Below are 22,642 nucleotides of genomic sequence, written 5' to 3' on the forward strand. Positions count from 1 at the left end.
CGTATCCTCTGTGAAAGAAGGCGGGCTTCCGTATGGAAGCCCGCTTGGTCTGGGTCGAAACATTTCAAGGTCGAGTCATTATAAATCAGTGACTCATGTGTGTCGCACTGCCAGCCCCTTTCGGGTAGCGCACGCTTTCGACCAGGTCCTGAATGGCCTGCGGCGGTGCGGCGGTCACGTTGGACACCACGAAGGCAACCGCGAAGTTCATGATCGCCCCCAGCGCACCGAAGGACTGCGGCGAGATGCCCATGACCCAGTTATCCGGCGTGTTCGCCAGCATGTTGGTGCCGGGGATAAAGAACCAGCCAAGGTAGGTGAAGATATACAGCAGCGTGGTCAAAAGCCCGGTCAGCATGCCCGCGACGGCACCGTGGTTGTTGATGCGCTTGGAGAAGATACCCATCATCAACACCGGGAACAGCGACGCACCGGCAATACCGAAGGCCAGCGCCACGGTTTGTGCGGCAAACCCCGGCGGATTGAGCCCCAGATAGGTCGCGAGCAGAATCGCCCCGCCCATGGAGATCCGTGCGGCCAGCATTTCGCCTTTTTCGGAGATGCGCGGGTTGATCGTGTTCTTGATCAGGTCGTGGCTGATGGCCGAGGAAATCGCCAGCAGCAGCCCGGCCGCGGTAGACAGCGCTGCGGCAACCCCGCCGGCGGCAATCAGGCCGATGACCCAGGGCGGCAAGTTGGCAATCTCGGGGTTGGCGAGTACCAGGATGTCGTTGTTGACGGAAAGCTCGTTACCTTCCCAGCCACGCTCGGTGGCAGTGCCGGTAAAGGCTTCGTTAGTGTCGTTGTACAGCTGGATGCGGTCGTCGCCGTTCTTGTCCTCGAAGGTGATCAGGCCGGTGTGTTCCCAGGCGCGGATCCAGTTGGGGCGGTCTGCGTAAAGGATGGGGCTGCTGGCTGCGGCGTCGTAGTCTTCGACCTGCTCGCTCATGTCGGGGTAGATAGTGGTCATCAGGTTCAGGCGCGCCATGGAGCCGACGGCCGGTGCCGTGACGTACAGCAGCGCGATAAACACCAGTGCCCAGCCCGCCGACCAGCGTGCATCAGCCACCTTCGGCACGGTGAAAAAGCGGATGATGACGTGGGGCAGCCCGGCGGTACCCACCATCAGCGAGAGCGTGAACAGCACCATGTTGAGCTTGTTGTCCACGTCGCCGGTGTAGGCGTTGAAACCCAGCGCGGTCACCACCTGATCCAGCTTGTCGAGCAGCGGAATGCCGGACTCGACGTGTGTGCCGAACATGCCGAACATGGGGATCGGGTTACCGGTCAGCTGCATGGCGATGAACACGGCCGGAATGGTGTAGGCAATAATCAGCACGATGTACTGGGCGACCTGGGTATAGGTAATGCCCTTCATGCCGCCAAATACCGCGTACAGGAACACGATCAGCGCGGCAATCCAGATGCCCGCGGTATTGGACACTTCCAGAAAGCGCGAGAAAGCCACGCCGGCACCGGTCATCTGGCCGATGACGTACGTCACCGAGGCGGTGATCAAACAGACCACGGCGATCAGCCGCGCGGTGCTGCTGTAGAAGCGATCGCCGATAAAGGCCGGTACGGTAAACTTGCCGAACTTGCGCAGGTAGGGCGCGAGCAGCATGGCAAGCAGCACGTAGCCGCCGGTCCAGCCCATCAGGTAGGTCGAGTTGGCGTAGCCGCCGGCGGCCAGCAGACCCGCCATGGAGATGAACGAGGCCGCCGACATCCAGTCGGCGGCCGTCGCCATGCCGTTGGTAATGGGATGCACGCCGCCGCCGGCGACGTAGAAGTCCTTGGTGGAGCCGGCGCGCGCCCAGATGGCGATGCCGATGTAGAGCGCAAACGACGCGCCAACAAACAGTATGTTGATCGTAAACTGGTCCATGCTGGCTTACTCCCCGAGGTCGTATTTTTTGTCGAGCTGATTCATCTTCCAGGCGTAGAAGAAGGTCAGCGCGATAAACGTCAGGATTGAGCCTTGCTGGGCAAACCAGAAGCCAAGGTCAGTCCCGCCGACGGGAATACCCGCTAAAAGCGGGCGAAACAGGATGGCACAGCCGTACGACACGAAGGCCCAGACGATCAGGCAGCCGAAAATGGTGCGTACGTTGGCTTTCCAGTATGCAGCAGCGTTGGAAGTATCATCTGCCATGGCGTTGCTCTCCGTTTGTGATTGTTAAGGTTTGGAGATTGCGGTGAGTGAACAGTGCCAGGGTTGTGCGGCCGTGCCGTTCAGAAGCACAGTTTTTAACCGGGCGAAGACGGCGCGACAACCCTGCATTACGTGCTTTCATACTGGCCAAAAAACGTCAAAAAGAAATCCAGACTTTGGTCTTTAAACCAACGTCTTGACTGCTGATGGCGGGCTGGAACGGTCGCTGTGAGGATAGCCGTGGCGAATGGCTATGACGATAGTATAGGTGTCGGTACGGGCACAGACGTCGATACTCTGGGGACGCCGTTTCCCTTTTTGCCGAGGTATGCATGGTCGATGTCGAGCTTTCCCAACCTCCCTTTACGCTGCTCGACGCGGCGGGCCGTGAACATGCGCGCCGCGGCATGGATATTGCCTACTTCGACCGCGACGAAATCATTCTGGATACCGGGCAGGCCGGCGAGTCGCTGTTTTTGATCCATCAGGGTGAGGTCGCCGAAGTGGACCCGACGCTGCCGCAGGCCACCGCGCGTATCGGCCTTTACACGGCGGGTGACCTGTTCGGCGCCATCAGCATGATCAACGGCCAGAGCCGCTATCGCTTTATCGCCGAGCAGGACTGCCTGTGCTATCTGTTTCCCAAGGTGCTGTTCCAGCAGCTGTGTCGGGCGTATCCCGAGTTTGACGGTTTCTTCCGCCAGTCACTGGCGCACAAGGCGCGCCGGCTGATGGAAAAGCGTGCCGAAGGCGGCGTGACCATGGCCGGGTTCATGCTGGCGCAGGTTAGCGCCTGCATGCGCGCCCCCCAGCGCATCAAGGCCGATGCCGATATCGCCAGCGCGGTGACGCAGCTTAATGAAAGCCACGCCGATAGCCTGCTGGTCGAGCGGGAGGGCGCGTGGGGCATGCTGACCAAGACCGATCTGCTCAACGCGCTGGTGGTTGACGGATTGCCTCAGCAAAGCCCGGTCGGTGATATTGCCCGCTACCGTCTGATCACGGTAACGCCCGGCCAGTACCTGTTCGAGGCGCTGGTGATGATGACGCGGCATAAGGTCTCGCGGGTGGTGGTGCTTGACGGGCAGGCGCCGGTGGGCGTGGTCGAGCTGACCGACGTGCTGAGCTACTTTTCCAGCCGCAGCTATGTGGTGAGCCTGCAGATCGAGCAGGCGGACGACCTGCATTCGCTGGCCGCGGCCAGCCGGCGAACGCCGGAGCTGGTCAACGCGCTGATGGCGCAAGGCGTCAAACTGCGCTTTGCCATGGAGCTGTTGGCCGCGCTGAACGGCCGTATTATCCACAAGGCCTGGCAGCTGTGCGTCGCACCGCGCTACCACAATGACAGCTGCCTGATAGTGATGGGCAGCGAAGGGCGCGGCGAACAGATCCTGAAAACCGATCAGGACAACGGCCTGATTCTCGACGATGCGCTGGAATGGCCCGAGGTCGGCAGCGCCATGCGCCAACTGACCGATACGCTGGTCACGCTTGGCTACCCGCCGTGCCCCGGCAACATCATGGTCTCCAACCCCGAATGGACGGGGAGCGTCAGCCAGTGGCAGGCGCGTATTGCCAGTTGGGCCGCCGCCCGGGACGGCGACAGCCTGATGAAGCTGGCCATCATGCTGGATGCCCACGCGGTCGCGGGTAACCCGTCGCTCCTCGAGCGCGTGCGCCAGACGCTGTTCGAGCACTGCGCCAGCGATGACCTGCTGCTGTCCTACTTTGCCCGGGCAGCGCTGCGTTTTTCGACGCCGTTGACGCTGTTTGGCTCGCTGAAAAAACCCCAGCACGGCATTGATATCAAAAAAGGCGGCATTTTTCCCATTGTCCACGGCGTGCGCACCATGGCGCTTGAGCGCTGTATTACCGCCACGTCAACCTTTGAGCGGCTGGAGGCGCTGGTGGTAGACGGCCGCCTGAAGCGCCGCTTTGCCGATGACGTTGGCGAGGCGCTGGCGCTGTTTACCGAGCTGCGGCTCAAACGCCAGCTGGAAGTGCCCACGGCTGACGGCCAAAGCCGCGATCGCGTGGTGGTGCAGACGCTGTCGTCGCTGGAGCGCGACCTGCTGCGCGAGGCGCTGCATATCGTCAAGGATCTCAAGCAGCGCCTGTCGCACCGCTATCACCTGGAGTATTCCTGAAGCGAGATGAAGGGGGAGTTGGTGGGGTAGCGCCGGGTATTGTTACAATGGCCGCTATCAGAGCGGCGCTTTCCTGTTCTATCACAGCGCTGCTTTCCCCATTTTCTTCACTATCGACCGCGCAGACTTCCTATGCCGCATTCTGACCCCGTGCAATCCCTTGATCCCGCTGCGTACGCTTCCGCGCCCGAGGCCACCGCTGCCAATGATGCCGCGACCACTGAGGCGCAGCACAAACGCGACTTCAACAAGCTGCAAAAACGTCTGCGGCGCCAGACCGGCAACGCCGTGATTGACTACCGCATGATCGAGGAAGGCGACAAGATCATGGTGTGCCTGTCAGGCGGCAAGGACAGCTACACGATGCTGGACATGCTGCGCAGCCTGCAGCGCAACGCGCCGATCAGCTTTTCGCTAGTGGCGGTGAATCTTGACCAGAAACAGCCGGGCTTTCCCGAGCACGTGCTGCCCGAATATCTGGATAAACTGGGCGTTGATTACCATATCCTCGAGCGCGATACCTACTCGGTGGTCAAGGAGAAAACCCCTGAGGGTAAAACCACCTGCGCGCTGTGTTCGCGCCTGCGCCGCGGCTCGCTTTACGGCTTTGCCGAGGAGATCGGCGCGACCAAGGTAGCGCTTGGCCACCACCGCGAAGACATTCTGGAAACGCTTTTCCTGAACATGTTTTTCGGCGGCAGCTTAAAGGCGATGCCGCCCAAGCTCTTGTCCGACGACGCTAAAAATATCGTCATTCGCCCGCTGGCCTACTGCAAAGAGGCCGATATTGCCGAGTTTTCCCGTCAGATGGCGTATCCGATCATCCCCTGCAACCTGTGCGGCTCGCAGCCCAACATGCAGCGCCAGAACGTCAAGGCGATGCTCGACGATTGGGATAAAAACCATCCCGGCCGGCTGGAAAGCATGTTCAAGGCGGTGACCAACGTCGCCCCGTCCCAGCTTGCCGACCGCGAGCAGTTTGATTTTGAAAACCTTGAAGCCAAGCAGGAAGCGGCGCTCTCCGAGCGCATTCAGGCGTTCAACGTAGGCTGATGGCGTTCAGGAGGACGCGACCTCCTGGATGTCTTCCTCGGCCAGCGCCAAAAGCTGCGGCATGCCCAATATGTTGACTTCACGGCCGGAGACGGCCACGACGTTTTGGCTTTGGAAGCGGCTTAAAATCCGGCTGACGGTTTCCACCGCGAGGCCTAAATAGTTGCCGATATCCGCGCGCGCCATCGACAGCCGGAAGCTGTAGGGCGAATACCCGCGGCGGCGAAAACGATCGGACAGGGTGATCAAGAAGCTGGCCATGCGCTGGTCGGCGGTTTTGCGCGAAAGCAGGCGCATCATGCGGCGGTCTTCGCGCATCTCTTTGCTCATGCTGCGATACAGCTGGGCGCGAAGTTCGGGCAGTTCTTCAGATAACAAGTCCAGCCGGTCAAAGGGAATCTCGCATACGGTGGTGGTTTCCAGCGCCACCACGCTGCCGGGGTAGTGTTGTTCGTCGATACCGTCGAGGCCCACAAGCTCGCTGGGCAGATAGAAATTGGTCAGCTGATCGTTACCGTTACCTTCGATCGTCACCTGTTTGAGGCTTCCCGAGCGCACGGCGAAGACGCTGGTGAATGCCTCGCCCTGACGAAACAGCGGCTCGCCTTTTTTGAGCGGTGCGCGCCGTCGAATGATGGCGTCAAACTGGTCCATGTCCTCAAGCTCAAGAGCAAGCGGCAGGCACAACGAACTCAGGCTGCACGTCTGGCAGCGGGTTTCATGCAACAGGGGGCGCCGACGGCTGAGATATTCGGGCATGGATTCCTCCGTGAAGTGGGTCACGGCGCCATTATGCGAGTAAGCGCCGGCGGCCCACAAGCCACCAGCGCTGTTTTGCCGCTAAAGATAGGCATCAAACGCCGCGGCCAGCTGACGCAGCACCAGCCGCCCCGCCGGCGTGGCCGTAATGACTTCTCCGCTGTGTTCGGTCAGCCCATCGCGCGCCGCCTCGGCAAGCTTCTCAAGCGCCCGGGAAAAATAACGCGGCGCATCAATCTGAAAGCGCTGGCCGAGTGCGGCCAGATCCAGCCGGCCGTCGCACATCAGCCGCTCGATAGCATCCCGGCGAATGCGATCGTCACGGCTCAGGCGCAGGCCGCGCGCGGTGGCCAGTTGGCCTGAATCCAGCGCGTTTTCGTAGTGGCCAAGACGGGTAGGGTTTTGCGCATAGACGTCATCAACGCGCGATATGGCCGACACCCCCAACCCCAGCAGGTCGCAGTCGGCGTGGCTGGTATAGCCCTGAAGGTTGCGCTGCAGGGTGCCGTTGTGGCGGGCCGTGACCAGGCTGTCGTCGGGGCGGGCAAAGTGATCCATGCCGATGTGCACGTAGCCGGCCTGACCCAGGCGCTCAACGGTGGCGTGCAATATGGCCAGTTTTTCTGCCGCTGAAGGCAGGTCGGCGGCGTTGATCCTTCGCTGAGAGGCAAACTGCTGTGGCCGGTGCGCGTAGTCGGTCACCGCAATGCGCGCCGGATTCAGCTCGATGATCTGTTCCAGCGTGGCGGCGAAGCTGTGCGGGGTTTGCCGCGGCAGGCCGTATACCAGATCCAGGCTCAGCGAACGAAACCCCAGGCGGTGTGCCTCTTCCATGAGCGTTTCGGTCATGATCCGTGGCTGCACGCGGTTGATTGCCTGCTGGACGTCAGGGTTCAAATCCTGCACGCCAAGGCTGATGCGGTTGAAGCCGAGCAGCTGCAAATGGCGCAGGGTGAAGACATCAGCTTCGCGCGGGTCGACCTCGATGGCGTAGTCGCGTTCGGGCGCAGACGACAGCCCGAAGCGCGCATCCAGCCGGTCGAACAGGTCACTCATCTGGCCAAGGCTCAGAAACGTCGGCGTGCCGCCGCCCCAGTGCAGCTGTTCGACGGGGCGCGCGGTATCCAGATGGCGGGCGGTCAACACCATTTCGCGGTCCAGCCGCGATAGGTAAGCCTCGGGCAGCGTGGTGTCGTGGGTGGGAAACCGGTTGCAGGCGCAGTGAAAGCAGCTTTTGCGACAAAACGGGAGGTGCACGTAAAGTGACAGCCCGCGGCCGCTGGCGTTGCTGCGCTCCAGCGCCCGAGTCAAGTTCGCGGCGCCAAACTGATCGGTGAAGGCGCGTGATGAGGGATAGGACGTATAGCGTGGGCTGACGCTTGCGTAGCGTCGCAGTAGCGCCTCATCTCGGGCAGCAGGCAGCGCTGCGGTACCGACAGACAAGGGGGCAGCGCTGGCCATGGCAACAACTCCGGTTGGGAAGACGAAAGAACAACAGCGTTATCCTAGCGTCGGTCCGTGATGAAGGAGTTGAGCTATATCAATTAAGCGCCGGACATTCCTGACATGCCGGCCATGTGATAAAGCGACCACAGCTGCCACAGGGCGAAGGAAATGATGCACAGCGCGGCGATGCTGCGCGTGGCCGGATGGCGGATGAGCGCGCTGAGCTGGCGCGCAGCAAAACCGGTGGCTAAAAGCGCCGGCAGCGTGCCCAGCCCGAAAGCGCCCATGAGCAGCGCGCCACGCACGGGTTCGGCAATGGCCAGGCTCCAGGCCAGCATGGAGTAGACCAGCCCGCAGGGCAGCCAGCCCCAGACCGCGCCCAGCGCAAACGCCTGGGGCAGTTTGACCACCGGCATCAGCCGCCGGCCAAACGGCTCGATATGACGCCAGATGCGGCGCCCCACGGCTTCGACCTTGAGCAGCCCTTTCCACCAGTTGGCAATGTAAAGCGCCATCAGGATAAGCATGATGGCGGCAAAGACCTGCAGCGTCATGCGCGCCGCCGGGGCGATGGAAAACACCGTACCCAGCGTTGCCACCAGCGCGCCGGCGATCATATAGCTGGAAATGCGTCCAAAGTTATAGCTCAGCAGCAGGCCGGATAGCCGGGCGGGATGGCGCATGCTGGGCGGCACGGCAAAGGTCAGCGCGCTCATGATGCCGCCGCACATGCCGATGCAGTGGGCGCCGCCCATCAGGCCGAAGACGAAGGCCGCCAGCAGCGGCGGCAAACCCAGTCCGGTCGGGTTCATGTTGGTGGCTCGCTATTCTGCTGGCGCCGCTCGCGTGCGGCGCTGGCTGTTTGCCTGCGGCGTTCGCGCTCGGCGGGCGTCAGGTCGTTTTCATCTTCGTCAAACAGGATGCGGTACGCCGGGCCTTCGAGGTCGTCGAACTGGTTGTTCTTGACCGCCCAGAAGAAGGCCCAGACGGCGATGCCTAAAAACAGCAGGGAAATAGGGATCAGCAGGTACAAACTTGTCATGCGGTCACCGGAGACGGAGGAGAGACGTGGGGCGCGGGCCGGGTTTTCCAGCGCGTCAGGCGTAGCGCGTTGCCGACCACGATCAGCGAGCTCAGCGACATGCCGATGGCGGCAAGCCAAGGCGGCACGAGGCCAATGGCGGCCAGCGGCAGCGCGGCAACGTTATAGCACACCGACCACGCCATATTCTGTTTCATGATACGCCGCGTGGCCCGGGCAATTTCAACCGCTTCGTCAATGCGTGACAGCCGCGGGCTTAGCAGCACGGCGTCGGCGCGGGTGCGGGCGAGGTCGGTGGCGCCGTTCATGGCAATGGCGACGTCGGCACCGGCGAGTACCGGCACGTCGTTAATGCCGTCGCCTACCATGGCTACGCGTTCGCCCGTGGCCTGCAGCGCCTGAATGCGCTCAAGCTTGTTTTCGGGGCTTTGTCCGGCGTGCCAGGTGGCGATGCCCAGCGTAGCGGCGAGTTCGCCAACGGCGCCCGGGGTATCGCCGGACAGCAGCTCGACCTCAAGCCCGCGCGCCTTGAGCGCGGCGACGGTAGCGGCGGCGTCGTCGCGCAGCGCATCGTGCAGGCGAAACCAGGCGCGCGGTGCGGCGTCTTCCGTGAGCAATAGCCACTGGCCGTCATCGGGCGCCGTGGGCACATCGTCGGGCGAATGATCGCGGGAGGCGCTGGCAAATACGGGTTTGCCCAGCCGCCAGCGGGCCTTGTCGATCACGCCTTCCAGCCCCTGGCCGGTCACGCTGTGTATCTCGCGGGCGGTAAGCGTGGCGTCGCGATAGGGCTGAAAGGCCCGGGCGATGGGATGCTCCGAACGCGCTTCGAGTGCGGCGGCGAGCGTGCGGGCGCGCTCGCTTGAGAGGCCGTCGGAAAGCGGGCGGGTTTCGACCAGCTGCATTTCGCCCCGGGTCAGGGTGCCGGTTTTATCGAAAATCACCCGGGTGGCGTTGGAGAGCGTTTCCAGCGCGTCGGCGCGAGTGACTAGTACGCCGCGCCGCCTGAGCTGGCCGTGGCCGGCGGTCAGCGCGGCAGGTGTGGCCAACGCCAGTGCGCACGGGCAGGTAACGACCAGCACCGAGAGCATGATCCAGAGCATCCGTGACGGGTCGATAAACCACCAGGCGACAGCGACACACGCGGCCACGAGCAGCAGGCGCAGGACGAACAGATGCGCCATGCGCGCGGCCAGCTGGGCCAGACGCGGGCGGTTGGCAAAGGCGCGATCGGTGAGGTCGATAATCCCGGCAACCCGTGCCTGCGGGCCGGCGTGAGTAACGCGAATCACCAGCGGGTTTTCCATGTTCTGGCTGCCGCCGACCACGGGTTGCCCGACGCAGCGGGTGACGGGCAGGTATTCGCCGGTGAGCATCGACTCGTCGAGGCTGGATTCGCCCTGTTCGATGATGCCGTCGGCGGGCACGTCGTGACCGGGCTTGATCAGCACGCGGTCGCCGGCGGCGAGGCGGTTGGCGGGCACCACGCGCTCGCTGTCATCGTCTTCCAGACGCGTGGCCGAGGCCGGCAGCACGCCGCTCAGGGCATTGCCGCTCTGGCCGTTGCGCCGGCGTGCGCGGGCCTCGATGTAGCGGCTGAAAAGCAGGAAAAAGGTGAACATGGCGACGGAATCAAAGTACACCTCGCCGCTACCCGTGATCACCGCCCAGGCGCTGGCCAGATAGGCGCAGCCGATGGCAATCGAGACCGGGACGTCCATCCCCAGCACGCGGGTTTTGAGATCGCGCAGGGCATTATGGAAAAACGGCCGGGCGGAAAACAGCACCACCGGCGTGGCCAGCGCAAACGACAGCCAGTGAAACAGCGCGTAGAAGCCGTCGGAAATGTCGCCGGGAGACGAGACGTAGATGGGGATGGAAAACATCATTACCTGCGCCATGCCGGCGGCGGCAACGATCAGCCGACGAATGGTCATGCGCTCTTCGCGCTGCAGGCGTTTTTGCGCCTGATCCGGCTCGTAGGGCTGGGCGGTATAGCCGATGGCGGCCATTTCCGCGAGCAGCTGAGACAGCGCGATAATCTGCGGGTCCCAGCCAATGCGCACGCGGTGGTGGGTCAGGTTGACGGCGCTTGAGTCAACGCCGTCGAGCGCGTTGAGCCGGTGTTCGATCAGCCAGGCGCAGGCCGCGCAGGTGATGCCCTCGACTGCCAGCGTGGCGTGGACGCGGCCGTCCTCGTCGGGGTGCACAAACGTCGCCTGCAGGCCGGGATCGTCAAATACCACCCAGGTATCCGCCTTGGCGGCCTTACGCTCGTCGGGACGCTCGGGCAGCTCGGTGCGGTAGCGGTAGTAGCTTTCCAGCCCGCCTTCCACGATCGCGTGGGCCACGGCCTCGCAGCCGGGGCAGCAGAGCGGGTGTTGTTCGTCATCCAGCTGGATACACCACGGCGCCCCTGCGGGCATCGGATTGCCGCAGTGATAGCATGCGGCGGACGCAGATGTGGACATCAGCTCTCCGTACGACCGCCGGGGTGCAGCGTAATGCTGTCTTCCGTGGGAAAGCGGGCTTCGCCCACCAGACGCCATTCGGGGTCGTCAGCGACGGGCTGGAGGCGCAGATACCAGCGGTAGCGCAGGTTGTCCGGCCCCTGGGTGATGTAACGGCCTTCGCGCACGTGTTCCAGCGTAAACGTCTGGTCGCGATCGTTTTCCGTGGGGAAAATGAGCTTGAGCTCCAGCGTGTCGGGGCGTTTTTCACCGGTCAGGTCGAGTACGATGTCGCTGGTCACGGGGTCGACGCGCAAGTCGCCGGTCAGCCCCAGCTCGCGGGCACGATCCTGCTTGGCCAATACCATGTTAATGGCTTTGCCGTGCTCGTAATAATCCTGCTCCACGACGCCATCATAGTATTTGACCGAGAAAAACGCGTAGGTGCTGCCAAAGGCCACCGACGACATCAGAATGCTGATCAGAAACCACGGCCAGAACTGCTTGTACCAGGGTTTGATAAGCTCGGATTCCGGCTCGGGAGAGGGTGCCATTGTGATTACCTCAGGTTGCCGATAAAGCGCGTGTCGCGCTCAAGGTGAATGCTGCCGTCTTCTTCGGCTTCAAGCGTCAGGACGATGGAGTGGCTGGGCTTCTCAATCACGTCAGGATCTGCCTTGACCGTGATCACCGCCTGGCGTGATTCGCCGGCCGGTACGGCAATGCTGTGCTGATCGAACGACAGACCGGGCAGCCCCGAGACGTTGAGCCGATAGGTATGATCGAGAGAATCCAGATTGCGCACCGTCAGGCTGTAGACGTTGCTGATCTGGCCGTCGCTGGTCATTTGATAAAGCTGGGTACGATCGCGTTCGGCGTCAAAGTCGAGCGGCATGCGGTCGTTTACTGCCCAGGCAAAGGCGCCCACCATAATCGTCAGAGCGATAAAGTAGCCGATCAGGCGAGGCCGCAGGATATGGGTTTTCTGCCCTTCAAGCGAGCTTTCGGTGGTGTAGCGGATCAGCCCGCGCGGGTAGCCCATCTTGTCCATGACGCTATCGCAGGCGTCGATGCAGGCGGCACAGGAAATGCACTCGTACTGCAGCCCGTCGCGAATGTCGATGCCGGTGGGGCAGACCTGCACGCACAGATCGCAGTCGATGCAGTCGCCGTAGCCGGCACTTTGCACCTGTTCGTGCGTCAGGTTCTTTTGGCGACTGCCGCGCGGCTCGCCGCGGGCGGCGTCGTAGGACACGATCAGCGTGTCGCGGTCAAACATGACCCCCTGAAAGCGGGCGTAGGGGCACATGTAAATACACACCTGTTCGCGCAGCCAGCCGGCGTTCAGGTAGGTAAAGACCAGAAAGAAGCCGACCCAGAAGTACGCATGGCCGTTGGCATCCAGCGTGGCCAGGTCGGGCACCAGCTGGCGAATTGGCGCGAAGTAGCCCACGAAGGCAATGCCGGTGGCCAGCGAGACCACCAGCCAGGCGACGTGTTTGGCCGTTTTGCGCCGCAGTTTGTCGGCGCTGGCGGCTTGTTTGTCGAGCTTGATGCGGCGATTGCGATGCCCTTCGGTACGATGCTCGATCCAGATAAACAGGAAAGTCCAGACGCTTTGCGGGCAGGTGTAGCCACACCACACGCGCCCGGCAAACACGGTGATAAAAAACAGCCCGAACGCGCAAATGATCAACAGCCAGGACAGCAGGACAAATTCCTGCGGATAAAACGTGGCGGTGAAAATATGAAACTCGCGGTGGGGCAGGTCAAACCATACCGCCGGCCGGCCGCCGATGTTGATCCACGGGAGCAGGAAAAAAGTGAGCATCAGGGCCCAGTTGGAACTACGCCGGATTTTCTGGAACAGCCCTTTGATTTCACGTACGTAGATATGCCGGCGCTTGGCGTACATTGCCTGGGGAACAGGACTGTCAGGCGGGGTGTGGTGTCCTACCGGATCCGGTGTGACGTCTTTGCTCGGGATTTTATCCATGGCGGTATCGCAGCTCAGAAAGGCAGAGAGAAGGGCTGCACCAGGGGTGCAATAGCACGACGGGATGCGTGGGTCAGTGTACCGGATCACGCATAAAAAAAGGTGCGGCCGGAGGCCGCACCTTTAGTCTATACCAGCCGTTTATACGGGCTTTTTACACAAGTCGTCTATACGAACCGGCGCTTAATCCTTGTAGCGCAGGCTGTAGATGTAGGCCGCAACCAGATGAACGCGTTCTTCACCGATATACGCTGCCTGTGCCGGCATGTGGCCGTTACGGCCGTTGCGCAGCGTCTGGCGAATCGAGTCGGGAATGGCCTGCCCCGGCTTCTGGTACAGCCAGACCTGATCGGTCAGGTTGGGGGCGCCCAGCGCTGTGTTGCCGGTGCCATCCGGGCTGTGGCAGGCCGCACAGACCGACATGAACGTGCTCTGGCCTTTCTCGGCGCGCGCCGCGTCGTGATCTTCAGCGGACATCGACAGCACGAACTGGGTCAGGTTTTCGATGTTGTCTTCGCCCAGCTGCTGCCAGGACGGCATTAGTCCGTTGCGCCCGTTGGTGAGCGTGGTCACGATGTTTTCCGGCTCGCTGCCGTAAAGCCAATCGTCGTCGGTCAGGTTGGGGAAGCCGTAGCCGCCCTGGGCGTTGGAGCCGTGGCAGACCGCGCAGTTGTTGAGGAAGATTCGTTCGGCGACCTGCATGGCTTCCTGATCCTTGGCCAGCTCAGGAATGGGGATTTCCTGATACTGCTCAAAAATCGGCGCAAAACGTTCTTCCGCCTGTGCGACTTCCTGTTCCCACTGGCCTTCCTGGGACCAGCCGAGCAGCCCCTGAAAGTTGCCCAGCCCCGGATACAGCACCAGATAGCCCAACGCGAAGATAACGGTACCGATAAACAGCTGGAACCACCATTTGGGCAGCGCGTTGTCATATTCCTCGATGCCGTCGGCGGCGTGGCCGGTTGTCTCCACGTTGCCATCGGCATCGGGGGTTTTATCGGTATGCCGGTTGGACAGCAGGAACCAGGCGCTGAGCCCGATGGTGCCCAGCGTGATGACGATGATCCAGGCACTCCAGAAGCCGGAGAGGGAGTCACCCCATAAATTGCTCATGTATTTTTATCTCCCTTGTCTTGGCGGGATTCTGCAGTGTCTTGCGACGCGGCAGGCTTGTCATGGCCGGGTTGCTCGTCGTCCTCGTCGGCGAACGGCAGGTTGGCTGCTTCGTCGAATCCTGGCTTGCGGCGCTTGGAATAGGCCCACCAGATGATGCCGATAAAAGCGATGAGCAGCACCAGCGTGACGACACCCTGAAAATCTCCCGAAGTCATAATTTATCGAGTACCTTTTAGCACGGTGCCCAACTGCTGCAAGTAGGCGATCAGCGCGGTGATTTCCTGCACGCCGCGTACTTCAGCCGTGGAGTTTTCGATTTGCTCGTCGGTATACGGCACGCCCAGTGTCTGGAGCGAGCGCATCTTGGCCGGAGTACTCTTGCCGTCAACGGTGTTCTCGAACAGCCAGGGGTAAGCCGGCATGATGGATTCCGGTACGACGTCGCGCGGATTGTAGAGGTGAGCGCGGTGCCAGTCGTCGCTGTAACGCTCGCCTACGCGAGCCAGATCAGGGCCGGTCCGCTTGGATCCCCACAGGAAGTTGTATTCGTAAACGCCTTCGCCGGCCACGTTATAGTGGCCATAGCGCTCGGTTTCGGCCCGGAACGGACGAATCATCTGCGAATGACAGCCCACGCAGCCTTCGCGCCGGTAGATGCGGCGACCTTCAAGCTCGAGGGGGGAGAGGGGCTCAAGCCCCTCGACCGGTTCGTTGGTCTGTTCCTGGAAAAACAGCGGAACCACCTCGGCCAGGCCGCCGAAACTGATCACGACCAGGATCAAGACGACAAGCAGGCCAACGTTTTTTTCAACAATTTCGTGTTTCATTGGTCTCAACTTCTCTGGTTTAAGCGGCTTGCGGTACCGGGTGCTCGCTAATGGCTTCGCGGCGCTTGACCGTCATGTAGACGTTGTAGGCCATGATCAACATGCCGGTTACCCAGAACAGGCCGCCAATCAGGCGTACAAAGTAGCCCGGTGCACTGGCTTCAACCGATTCCACAAAGGTGTACATCAGCGTGCCGTCGGGGTTGATGGCGCGCCACATCAGGCCTTGCATGATGCCGTTGACCCACATGGAGGCGATGTACAGCACGGTGCCGATGGTGGCCAGCCAGAAGTGCACGGCAATCAGGTTGGTCGAGTGCATTTCGATGCGGCCGAACAGGCGCGGAATGAGGTGGTACATGGAGCCGATGGTGATCATCGCCACCCAGCCCAGCGCGCCGGCGTGGACGTGGCCGATGGTCCAGTCGGTGTAGTGCGACAGCGCGTTGACGGTCTTGACCGCCATCATCGGGCCTTCAAAGGTAGACATGCCGTAGAAGGACAGGGCGACCACCAGAAAGCGCAGCGTCGGATCGGTACGCAGCTTATGCCAGGCGCCGGACAGCGTCATCATGCCGTTGATCATGCCGCCCCAGGACGGTGCCAGCAGCATGATGGAAAGCACCATGCCCAGCGACTGTGTCCAGTTGGGCAGCGCGGTGTAGTGCAGGTGGTGCGGGCCGGCCCACATGTACACCATGATCAGCGCCCAGAAGTGGACGATGGACAGACGGTAAGAATACACCGGGCGCTCGGCCTGCTTGGGCACGAAGTAATACATCATGCCGAGGAAGCCGGCCGTCAGGAAAAAGCCCACGGCGTTATGGCCGTACCACCACTGCACCATGGCGTCCACGGAGCCCGCGTAAATCGAGGTGGAGTGCATCATGGTGACCGGCAGTGCGGCGTTGTTGACGATGTGCAGCACGGCAATGGTTAAAATGAAGGCAGCATAGAACCAGTTCGCCACGTAAATGTGCGAGGTCGTGCGCTTCTTGATGGTCATCAAGAACACCGCTGCGTACGAAATCCACACCACGGCAATCAGGATGTTGATCGGCCATTCCAGCTCGGCGTATTCCTTGGTCGTGGTGTAGCCCATCGGCAGTGATACGATCGCCGAGATGATGACGGCCTGCCAGCCCCAAAACGTAAAGGCGGCGAGCTTGTCGGAAAATAGCCGGACCTGGCAGGTACGCTGCACGACGTAATACGACGTCCCGATCAGCGCCGAGCCGCCAAAGGCAAAAATAACGGCGTTGGTATGTAGCGGGCGCAGGCGCCCAAAGCTGGTCCAGGGCAGGCCAAGGTTCAGTTGCGGCCAGACCAGCTGTGAGGCAATGATGACGCCAAGCGTCATACCGATAATGCCCCACACAACGGTCATAATCGCGAACTGCCGAACCACCTTGTAGTTGTAGGTCGGATGTTCAAATGCTGTGTTCATTTTATGTTCCCATCGAACGCGGTTAGGGGGTAACTCGCGCATTTTGCACGAGTGCGACCACCCGCTTGATGATGCAGGTCAAGATCCGCCGAGGATTCTAGCGCAGCTGGCTCAGAAGCTGAACATGCGAAACGCTTAAGTCGGCAATATTAAGGGGCACGAGAATGCCGGAATACGAACCCTTGGCCTCTTCTACGCTATCTGAAGGGCAGCTTCCAGCGGTGCTCGGAGAGTGCCGTAATGCGACGTTTAGCGTGGCCAGGCACGGCCGTTTGCGCGTCTGCGGCGAGCCGCGTCATGGGCGCCTGCTGTTTGCTCACGGTGCGGGGGCGGGCATGGATTCGCCCTTCATGCGGCAGTTTGTCACGGCGCTGGCGAGCTATGGCGTTCAGACGCTGAGTTTCGACTTCGCTTATATGCAGCAGATTCAGGAAACCGGAAAAAGGCGGCCGCCACCTAAAATGGATGTACTGGTCGATGAGCTGCGCCGCTGGCAGGCGCTGATCCAGTCGGCGGTAGCGGAGCCGCTGTGGCTGGGTGGCAAGTCGATGGGCGGTCGCGTGGCCAGTTTGCTCGCCGCGCAGCAGCCGGTAGACGGCCTGATGATTGCCGGCTACCCGTTTCACCCGCCGCGCCGGCCGGAAAAACTGCGCCTGGCGCACTGGCCGCAGGTGTCATGCCCGGCGTTGATTATCCAGGGCGAGCGCGACCCTTTCGGGACGCGCCATGAAGTGGAAACGTATACGCTGCCGCCAAACGCCCGGCTTGTTTGGCTTGCCGACGGAGATCACGACTTTGTGCCACGTCGCGCGTCAGGTATGAATCAGCAGATTTTAATTGACGAAGCGGCGCATTATGCGGCATCCTTCGTCCGCGTTGAAAGCAGGAATCCGTAGGCCGCACTGCGCTTTACGTCATTCACTTGCGAGAGAAAAGCCTCGAAAGTGAAGAAGTTAAGCCTCAGTGTTGACATGCTGAAGATGATCTGTATAATGCAGCGCCACGTGACCAGCGGGTGGTTAGCTCAGTTGGGAGAGCACCAGCCTTACAAGCTGGGGGTCACTGGTTCGAACCCAGTACCACCCACCATTCAAGATGTACGCATTACTGAATGGGTTGTCACGCAGCAATAAGGCTAGGCGTTATGCTTTTAGGCATCATGCTTTATTGTTTGAGAAAAGTAGCTACACCGCAGTGTTGTAATTGGACTGGTAGTTCAGTTGGTTAGAATGCCGGCCTGTCACGCCGGAGGTCGCGAGTTCGAGTCTCGTCCAGTCCGCCAACGCAGCAGTTGCAGTGCTTTTTTCAACCCCATTATCCGTGGACTGGTAGTTCAGTTGGTTAGAATGCCGGCCTGTCACGCCGGAGGTCGCGAGTTCGAGTCTCGTCCAGTCCGCCACGGTTAAAGGGTCAGTAAGAAAGAGCGGTAAGAAAAGACTAGCAAGATTGCTAACGAATGTGGGTGGTTAGCTCAGTTGGGAGAGCACCAGCCTTACAAGCTGGGGGTCACTGGTTCGAACCCAGTACCACCCACCACAAGTAGCATTGCTTTATAGTGGACTGGTAGTTCAGTTGGTTAGAATGCCGGCCTGTCACGCCGGAGGTCGCGAGTTCGAGTCTCGTCCAGTCCGCCACTTAAAGTAAGCCGTCATAAAAGTCTTGATAAGATCATACCAATGTCTTTAATCAAGCAAGCAAATTCCAAAACCCCAGATCAAAGATCTGGGGTTTTTTGTGTGCCTCGGCTTTATGTCAGCGCGCTGATGCCGACCTTGGCAATTTGCGCATCTTGGTCAGGCTTGACGCCGGAAACACCGACGGCGCCCACCACGTTGCCATCAATCACGATGGGTACGCCGCCGGACAACAGCCCCTTGAGCGGAACCGACAGAAACGCCGTGCGGCCGTTGTTGATCATTTCTTCAAAAACTTTAGTTTCCTTGCCGCCGACGGCAGCACTGCGCGCCTTGTGGGTAGCGGCTTCGGCGGTGAACGGCGCGGTGCCGTCAAGCCGGCGTAGCGCCAGCAGGTGGCCACCGTCATCGGTAATGGCGATGGTAACGCCCCAGTCTTGCTGGTCGGCTTCCCGCTGAGCCGCGTCCAGCACTTGGGTAACGTCAGTCTGCGTCAAGATGACTTTGGTTTGCATGGTAAGGTCCTTTGTCGTTGAAGGTGCATTTTTTGTTGAAAAATTGTAGGGATGCACGGGTAAGCGCGGCGCGGGACAGCCGGCGCTGAAAACAGTTTCCCAGAAACAAAAAGGCTGCACGGGAGCCGCGCAGCCATTGAAGCTCAATGGTATGCCTACCTTTATACCAAGGTATCATCCACCACTTCAATCCAGTGGCGTACCGGCGTGCGGTTGGCGCCGGCAAGATGGGTCTGACAGCCGATGTTGGCCGTCACGATCATCTCGGGGTTGCCCGCTTCCAGAGCATTGAGCTTGTTATCGCGCAGCTGGGTGGCAAGTTCGGGCTGGGTAATGGAATACGTGCCCGCCGAACCGCAGCACAGATGGGCATCTTGCACCGCCGTGAGCGAGAAGCCAAGGGTTGTCAGCACGTTTTCTACCGCGCCGCCAAGCCGTTGCGCGTGCTGCAGGGTACACGGGCATTGAAACGCCAGGCGCTTGCTTTCCTTGAGGTTTAGCGTCTCAAGCGGTGCCTCCCGCAGCATTTCGACGATATCCCGTGTCATCTCGCTGATGGTCTGCGCCCGGGCGGCGTAGGCCGGATCGTCCTTGAGCATCTCGCCGTAGTCCTTGACGAAGGCGCCGCAGCCGCTGGCGGTCTGTACGATCGCCTCGGCGCCTTGCTCCACGTAGGGCCACCAGGCATCGATATTGGCGCGGATGCGCTCCAGAGCCTGCTGCTGGGCGTTCAGGTGAAAATCAATGGCACCACAGCAGCCCGCTTCAGGCACCGGCGTTACGCTGATGCCCAGCCGGTCGAGCACGCGCGCGGTGGCGGCATTGGTGTTGGGCGAGAGCCCTGGCTGTACGCAGCCTTCGAGCATCAGCACGCGTCGCGGGTGACGATTTGCCGCGGGCCGAATACCGGCATTAACGGGTGCAGGCGGCATTTTGCTGCGCAGCGGCGCGGGCACCAGCGGTTTGAACGTTTGGCCAAGTTTGAGCAGCGTTTGGAACCGAGCCGGGTTGACCAGCATCTTGCGCAGCCCGTAGCGGGTGAGGCGTTCGGCTGCCGGGCGCGGGGCGCGGCGCTCTATTTCCGCGCGGCCGATGTTCAACAGCTTGTGATACTCCACGCCGGAAGGGCAGGTGGTTTCACAGTTCAGGCAGGTCAGGCAGCGATCCAGATGCAGGCGCGTCTCGGCGGTGACGTTAGTGTCATCGTCGGGGCTTTCGAGCAGCTCTTTCATCAGGTAGATGCGCCCGCGGGGGCCATCTCGCTCGTCGCCCAGCAGCTGGTAGGTGGGGCAGGTGGCGTTGCAAAAGCCGCAGTGCACGCAGGCGCGCAGCACCTGCTCGGCTTCCTGAATATGGGGTTTCTGGCGATCGGCATCGCTAAAGTGCGTTTGCATAGCGGCCCTCCGGGTTAAAACGCGGCATACAGGCGGCCGGGGTTGAAAATGCCTCGGGTATCCAGCTGGTCTTTCAGCCGGCGGTGGTACTTTTCGACCACCGGATTCAAGGGGGTAAAGGGCGTTTCGCTGCCGCCCTGGTCGGCCGGGGTATAGCAGGTAGCGTGGCCGCCTACGGCCTGACAGGCGCGGCGCAGCGTGGCGCCGTCGAGCGTGGTCTTGATAAAGCGCTGGCAGCCGGCCCAGTCGTAGAGCACCTGGCTGTGGCTGTCATCCAGCGCCAGCGCCAGCGGCGGGGTGTTGGGCGGCAGCGACAGCCGCCACAGCGCTTGACCGGAATTCAGCGCGAAGAAGTCGTGGCGCAGGTCGCGTAGCGCTCCCCAAAAGTCCGCGTCAAGGGGCTCGCCACCGATCTCTTGGCGCGTGGCCGCCACCGAGCTGTTGCCGCCTTCCAGACGCAGCAGCAGCTCACCGTCGTACCAAGCGGCGGCGGTGATGGGCAGCGGCCGGCGGCCGAGTTCGGCCAGCCGCGTGAGGGCTTCGTCCAGCGGCAGCGTCAGGCGCAGGCTATGGCACGCCGGCGGTTTGGGCAGCACTTTGAGCGACACGTCGGCGAGCACGCCGAGGGTGCCCTGCGCGCCGGTGATCAGCCGCGACATGTCGTAGCCGGCGACGTTTTTCATTACTTCGCCGCCAAACCGCAAGAGCTTGCCGTGCTGGGTGATAACGCGGGTGCCCAGCACGAAGTCGCGGGTGGCGCCGGCCCAGGGGCGGCGCGGGCCGGCAAGGCCGGTAGCCACGGCGCCGCCGATGGTGCTTTGCGGGCCAAAGCGCGGCGGTTCAAAGCCGAGCATCTGGTGGTTGTCGTCAAGTGCTGCTTCGAGGGCGTCGAGCGGAGTGCCCGCGCGCACGGTGACCACCAGCTCGACCGGGTCGTAGTGAACGATGCCGCGGTGTTCGGCAACGTTTAAGGGGGCGGCGTTCACCGGGCGGCCGTAAAACGCACGGGTATTGCCGCCGACGATGCGCAGCGGCGTTTGCTGGCTGAAGGCATCGCTGACCTGCTCGCACAGGCGGGCGGTGATGTCGCGGTCGGGCAGTGTCGTCAGGCGTTCTGTCATGGTCTATCCTGCGGCGATCAGAAACGGGGCAGCTCGGGGTGCGCAAGCTCGTTGTTGTGGACGTGCATGGCGCCGAATTCGGCGCAGCGGGCCAGGGTGGGGATGTTTTTCCCCGGGTTAAGTAGCCGCTGGGGGTCGAAGGCGGCCTTGAGCGCGTGAAACAGGGTGATTTCATCGGCATCAAACTGGCTGCACATCTGGTTGATTTTCTCGCGGCCGACGCCGTGCTCGCCGGTGATCGAGCCGCCGGCGGCGACGCACAGTTCAAGAATCCTGCCGCCGACGTCTTCGGCCAGCGCCAGCTCGCCCTCGCGGTTGGCATCGAACAAAATCAGCGGGTGCATATTGCCGTCGCCGGCGTGAAAGACGTTGGCCACGCGCAGCCCGCTTTCCCGGGAGAGTTCGGCGATACCGTTGAGCACGCGAGGCAGCTCACGGCGGGGAATGGTGCCGTCCATGCAGTAGTAGTCCGGCGAGATTCGGCCGACGGCGGGGAAGGCGTTTTTACGCCCCGACCAGAAAACCGCGCGCTCGGCCGCGTTGCGCGCCAGGCGAATATCGGTCGCGCCGGCGTTTTCCAGCACGCCGCGCACGGTGTCGCAGTCGTCGTCGACATCGGCCAGCACGCCGTCGAGTTCGCAGAGCAGAATCGCTTCGGCCTCCACCGGGTAGCCGGCGTGAACGAAGTCTTCGGCGGCCTGAATGGCGAGCTTGTCCATCATCTCGAGTCCGCCGGGGATGATGCCGGCGGCGATAATGTCGCCGACGGCCTTGCCGGCCTTTTCCACGTCGTCAAAACTTGCCATCAGTACCTTGGCCACTTCCGGTAACGGCAGCAGTTTGACGGTGATTTCGGTGATGACGCCGAGCATGCCTTCCGAGCCGTTGAACAGCGCCAGCAGGTCAAAACCCGGTGCGTCCAGCGCTTCAGCGCCGAGGGTCATGGCCTCGCCTTCGATGGTGAGCACGTCCACGCGCATGACGTTGTTGACCGTCAGGCCGTACTTCAAACAGTGCACGCCGCCGGCGTTTTCGGCGACATTGCCGCCAATCGAGCAGGCAATCTGCGAGGACGGGTCCGGCGCGTAGTAAAGCCCGTAGGGCGCGGCCGCCTCGGAAATCGCCAGGTTGCGAACCCCCGGCTGTAGCGTCGCCGTGCGCGCATCGGGGTCGATGTTGATGATCTGTTGAAAGCGCGACATGACCAGCAGCACGCCGCGCTCAAGGGGCAGCGCGCCGCCGGACAGGCCGGTACCGGCACCGCGCGTTACCACCGGCACGCCCAGCGCGTGGCAACGCTTGAGCAGGATTTCGACCTCGTCCAGGTTGTCGGGCATGGCCACCAGCATGGGCAGCACGCGGTAGGCGGCCAGCCCGTCGCACTCGAACGGGCGCAGATCTTCTTCACGGTGCAGCAGCCTGAGCGTGGGCGCGCTGTGCTGTAAATCACGCAGCACGTCGGCTTTTTCAAACGGCGCCAGCGCGCCGTCGATAGCCTCGTCGTACAAGATGTCCATGGTACCTCCTGCCAGAGTCGGCG

The 22,642-nt window shown here is 61.8% G+C and carries 20 protein-coding genes and 5 tRNA genes; 8 read left to right on the forward strand and 17 right to left on the reverse strand.

All coding sequences use genetic code 11. From position 1 onward, the window contains the following. Positions 1–85 precede the first annotated feature (85 nt). Both B5495_RS11680 and B5495_RS11685 read right to left on the reverse strand, forming a co-directional pair. Positions 86–1,888, reverse strand: a complete 1,803-nt coding sequence (locus tag B5495_RS11680) for a sodium:solute symporter family protein (RefSeq protein ID WP_079553934.1) — start codon at positions 1,886–1,888, stop codon at positions 86–88. 6 nt (positions 1,889–1,894) lie between these two features. Continuing rightward, complete coding sequence (locus tag B5495_RS11685) at positions 1,895–2,155, reverse strand: DUF4212 domain-containing protein (protein ID WP_079553936.1); 261 nt, start codon at positions 2,153–2,155, stop codon at positions 1,895–1,897. A gap of 332 nt (positions 2,156–2,487) precedes the next feature. Between B5495_RS11685 and B5495_RS11690 the strand changes: the two genes are divergently transcribed. Beyond that, on the forward strand, positions 2,488–4,302 hold the full coding sequence (locus B5495_RS11690) for a DUF294 nucleotidyltransferase-like domain-containing protein (protein ID WP_079553938.1): 1,815 nt from the start codon (positions 2,488–2,490) through the stop codon (positions 4,300–4,302). 132 nt (positions 4,303–4,434) lie between these two features. Next, positions 4,435–5,355, forward strand: coding sequence for a tRNA 2-thiocytidine(32) synthetase TtcA (ttcA, locus tag B5495_RS11695; RefSeq protein WP_079553940.1), 921 nt, complete (start codon positions 4,435–4,437; stop codon positions 5,353–5,355). 6 nt (positions 5,356–5,361) lie between these two features. On the opposite strand, the gene fnr is transcribed toward ttcA, so the two are convergent. The 11 genes from fnr to ccoN all read right to left on the reverse strand — a co-directional run bounded on the left by fnr (position 5,362) and on the right by ccoN (position 16,438). After that, on the reverse strand, positions 5,362–6,114 hold the full coding sequence (fnr, locus tag B5495_RS11700) for a fumarate/nitrate reduction transcriptional regulator Fnr (RefSeq protein ID WP_079553942.1): 753 nt from the start codon (positions 6,112–6,114) through the stop codon (positions 5,362–5,364). 81 nt (positions 6,115–6,195) lie between these two features. Next, the gene (gene hemN / locus B5495_RS11705; RefSeq protein ID WP_079553944.1) at positions 6,196–7,575 is read right to left on the reverse strand and encodes an oxygen-independent coproporphyrinogen III oxidase; all 1,380 of its coding nucleotides are present in this window, start codon (positions 7,573–7,575) and stop codon (positions 6,196–6,198) included. 83 nt (positions 7,576–7,658) lie between these two features. Beyond that, the gene (locus B5495_RS11710) at positions 7,659–8,372 is read right to left on the reverse strand and encodes a sulfite exporter TauE/SafE family protein (RefSeq protein ID WP_079553946.1); all 714 of its coding nucleotides are present in this window, start codon (positions 8,370–8,372) and stop codon (positions 7,659–7,661) included. Beyond that, on the reverse strand, positions 8,369–8,602 hold the full coding sequence (ccoS, locus tag B5495_RS11715; protein ID WP_079553948.1) for a cbb3-type cytochrome oxidase assembly protein CcoS: 234 nt from the start codon (positions 8,600–8,602) through the stop codon (positions 8,369–8,371). The genes B5495_RS11710 and ccoS overlap by 4 nt, the downstream gene beginning before the upstream one ends. After that, positions 8,599–11,073 (reverse strand): heavy metal translocating P-type ATPase, encoded by a 2,475-nt coding sequence (locus B5495_RS11720; RefSeq protein WP_079553950.1) that lies wholly within the window; start codon positions 11,071–11,073, stop codon positions 8,599–8,601. The genes ccoS and B5495_RS11720 overlap by 4 nt, the downstream gene beginning before the upstream one ends. Next, positions 11,073–11,606: a FixH family protein gene (locus tag B5495_RS11725; protein ID WP_079553952.1), complete on the reverse strand. Its 534-nt coding sequence runs from the start codon at positions 11,604–11,606 to the stop codon at positions 11,073–11,075. Before B5495_RS11725 ends, B5495_RS11720 begins: the two co-directional genes overlap by 1 nt. Before the next feature lie 5 nt (positions 11,607–11,611). Beyond that, positions 11,612–13,048, reverse strand: a complete 1,437-nt coding sequence (gene ccoG, locus B5495_RS11730; protein ID WP_079553954.1) for a cytochrome c oxidase accessory protein CcoG — start codon at positions 13,046–13,048, stop codon at positions 11,612–11,614. A gap of 183 nt (positions 13,049–13,231) precedes the next feature. Beyond that, the gene (ccoP, locus tag B5495_RS11735; protein ID WP_079553956.1) at positions 13,232–14,161 is read right to left on the reverse strand and encodes a cytochrome-c oxidase, cbb3-type subunit III; all 930 of its coding nucleotides are present in this window, start codon (positions 14,159–14,161) and stop codon (positions 13,232–13,234) included. Next, the gene (locus B5495_RS11740) at positions 14,158–14,379 is read right to left on the reverse strand and encodes a cbb3-type cytochrome oxidase subunit 3 (protein WP_079553957.1); all 222 of its coding nucleotides are present in this window, start codon (positions 14,377–14,379) and stop codon (positions 14,158–14,160) included. The genes ccoP and B5495_RS11740 overlap by 4 nt, the downstream gene beginning before the upstream one ends. 3 nt (positions 14,380–14,382) lie before the next feature. Continuing rightward, positions 14,383–14,991 carry a cytochrome-c oxidase, cbb3-type subunit II gene (gene ccoO / locus B5495_RS11745; RefSeq protein WP_079553959.1) on the reverse strand — a complete coding sequence of 203 codons (609 nt, stop codon included), beginning with the start codon at positions 14,989–14,991 and terminating at the stop codon, positions 14,383–14,385. A 19-nt stretch (positions 14,992–15,010) separates the two neighbouring features. Then, on the reverse strand, positions 15,011–16,438 hold the full coding sequence (gene ccoN / locus B5495_RS11750; protein WP_079553961.1) for a cytochrome-c oxidase, cbb3-type subunit I: 1,428 nt from the start codon (positions 16,436–16,438) through the stop codon (positions 15,011–15,013). A 164-nt stretch (positions 16,439–16,602) separates the two neighbouring features. Here ccoN and B5495_RS11755 point away from each other — a divergent pair, with 164 nt between their 5' ends. From B5495_RS11755 to B5495_RS11780, 6 genes are all read left to right on the forward strand, one after another. Beyond that, a complete protein-coding gene (locus B5495_RS11755) occupies positions 16,603–17,334 on the forward strand; it encodes an alpha/beta fold hydrolase (protein ID WP_079553963.1) in 732 nt (243 codons plus the stop codon). Positions 17,335–17,451: 117 nt separating this feature from the next. After that, positions 17,452–17,527: transfer RNA gene (locus B5495_RS11760), tRNA-Val, on the forward strand. 116 nt (positions 17,528–17,643) lie between these two features. Further along, positions 17,644–17,720, forward strand: a tRNA-Asp gene (locus B5495_RS11765). Positions 17,721–17,760: 40 nt separating this feature from the next. Next, positions 17,761–17,837: transfer RNA gene (locus B5495_RS11770), tRNA-Asp, on the forward strand. 61 nt (positions 17,838–17,898) lie between these two features. Further along, positions 17,899–17,974: transfer RNA gene (locus B5495_RS11775), tRNA-Val, on the forward strand. 21 nt (positions 17,975–17,995) lie between these two features. Then, a tRNA-Asp gene (locus tag B5495_RS11780) sits at positions 17,996–18,072 on the forward strand. Positions 18,073–18,185: 113 nt separating this feature from the next. Here B5495_RS11780 and B5495_RS11785 read toward each other — a convergent pair. From B5495_RS11785 to glcD, 4 genes are all read right to left on the reverse strand, one after another. After that, entirely contained in the window at positions 18,186–18,587 is a 402-nt protein-coding gene (locus tag B5495_RS11785) for a heme-binding protein (RefSeq protein ID WP_079553965.1), read from the reverse strand. Between the two features lie 161 nt (positions 18,588–18,748). Beyond that, entirely contained in the window at positions 18,749–19,981 is a 1,233-nt protein-coding gene (glcF, locus tag B5495_RS11790; RefSeq protein WP_079553967.1) for a glycolate oxidase subunit GlcF, read from the reverse strand. 14 nt (positions 19,982–19,995) lie between these two features. Continuing rightward, entirely contained in the window at positions 19,996–21,102 is a 1,107-nt protein-coding gene (glcE, locus tag B5495_RS11795; protein ID WP_079553969.1) for a glycolate oxidase subunit GlcE, read from the reverse strand. Between the two features lie 17 nt (positions 21,103–21,119). After that, entirely contained in the window at positions 21,120–22,619 is a 1,500-nt protein-coding gene (glcD, locus tag B5495_RS11800; protein WP_079553971.1) for a glycolate oxidase subunit GlcD, read from the reverse strand. Positions 22,620–22,642 lie beyond the last annotated feature (23 nt).

This window comes from Vreelandella subglaciescola, from assembly GCF_900142895.1.
GTDB classification, from domain to species: Bacteria; Pseudomonadota; Gammaproteobacteria; order Pseudomonadales; family Halomonadaceae; genus Vreelandella; species Vreelandella subglaciescola.

Excerpts from the sequence above, each read along its gene's own strand:
- B5495_RS11690 (WP_079553938.1), top strand. The coding sequence starts at position 2,488 with ATGGTCGATGTCGAGCTTTCCCAACCTCCCTTTACGCTGCTCGACGCG.
- B5495_RS11740 (WP_079553957.1), bottom strand. The coding sequence starts at position 14,379 with ATGACTTCGGGAGATTTTCAGGGTGTCGTCACGCTGGTGCTGCTCATC.
- B5495_RS11710 (WP_079553946.1), bottom strand. The coding sequence starts at position 8,372 with ATGAACCCGACCGGACTGGGTTTGCCGCCGCTGCTGGCGGCCTTCGTC.
- glcF (WP_079553967.1), bottom strand. The coding sequence starts at position 19,981 with ATGCAAACGCACTTTAGCGATGCCGATCGCCAGAAACCCCATATTCAG.
- ccoN (WP_079553961.1), bottom strand. The coding sequence starts at position 16,438 with ATGAACACAGCATTTGAACATCCGACCTACAACTACAAGGTGGTTCGG.
- ttcA (WP_079553940.1), top strand. The coding sequence starts at position 4,435 with ATGCCGCATTCTGACCCCGTGCAATCCCTTGATCCCGCTGCGTACGCT.
- B5495_RS11755 (WP_079553963.1), top strand. The coding sequence starts at position 16,603 with ATGCCGGAATACGAACCCTTGGCCTCTTCTACGCTATCTGAAGGGCAG.
- B5495_RS11785 (WP_079553965.1), bottom strand. The coding sequence starts at position 18,587 with ATGCAAACCAAAGTCATCTTGACGCAGACTGACGTTACCCAAGTGCTG.
- ccoO (WP_079553959.1), bottom strand. The coding sequence starts at position 14,991 with ATGAAACACGAAATTGTTGAAAAAAACGTTGGCCTGCTTGTCGTCTTG.
- glcD (WP_079553971.1), bottom strand. The coding sequence starts at position 22,619 with ATGGACATCTTGTACGACGAGGCTATCGACGGCGCGCTGGCGCCGTTT.
- hemN (WP_079553944.1), bottom strand. The coding sequence starts at position 7,575 with ATGGCCAGCGCTGCCCCCTTGTCTGTCGGTACCGCAGCGCTGCCTGCT.
- ccoG (WP_079553954.1), bottom strand. The coding sequence starts at position 13,048 with ATGGATAAAATCCCGAGCAAAGACGTCACACCGGATCCGGTAGGACAC.
- B5495_RS11685 (WP_079553936.1), bottom strand. The coding sequence starts at position 2,155 with ATGGCAGATGATACTTCCAACGCTGCTGCATACTGGAAAGCCAACGTA.
- fnr (WP_079553942.1), bottom strand. The coding sequence starts at position 6,114 with ATGCCCGAATATCTCAGCCGTCGGCGCCCCCTGTTGCATGAAACCCGC.
- B5495_RS11680 (WP_079553934.1), bottom strand. The coding sequence starts at position 1,888 with ATGGACCAGTTTACGATCAACATACTGTTTGTTGGCGCGTCGTTTGCG.
- B5495_RS11720 (WP_079553950.1), bottom strand. The coding sequence starts at position 11,073 with ATGTCCACATCTGCGTCCGCCGCATGCTATCACTGCGGCAATCCGATG.
- ccoS (WP_079553948.1), bottom strand. The coding sequence starts at position 8,602 with ATGACAAGTTTGTACCTGCTGATCCCTATTTCCCTGCTGTTTTTAGGC.
- glcE (WP_079553969.1), bottom strand. The coding sequence starts at position 21,102 with ATGACAGAACGCCTGACGACACTGCCCGACCGCGACATCACCGCCCGC.
- B5495_RS11725 (WP_079553952.1), bottom strand. The coding sequence starts at position 11,606 with ATGGCACCCTCTCCCGAGCCGGAATCCGAGCTTATCAAACCCTGGTAC.
- ccoP (WP_079553956.1), bottom strand. The coding sequence starts at position 14,161 with ATGAGCAATTTATGGGGTGACTCCCTCTCCGGCTTCTGGAGTGCCTGG.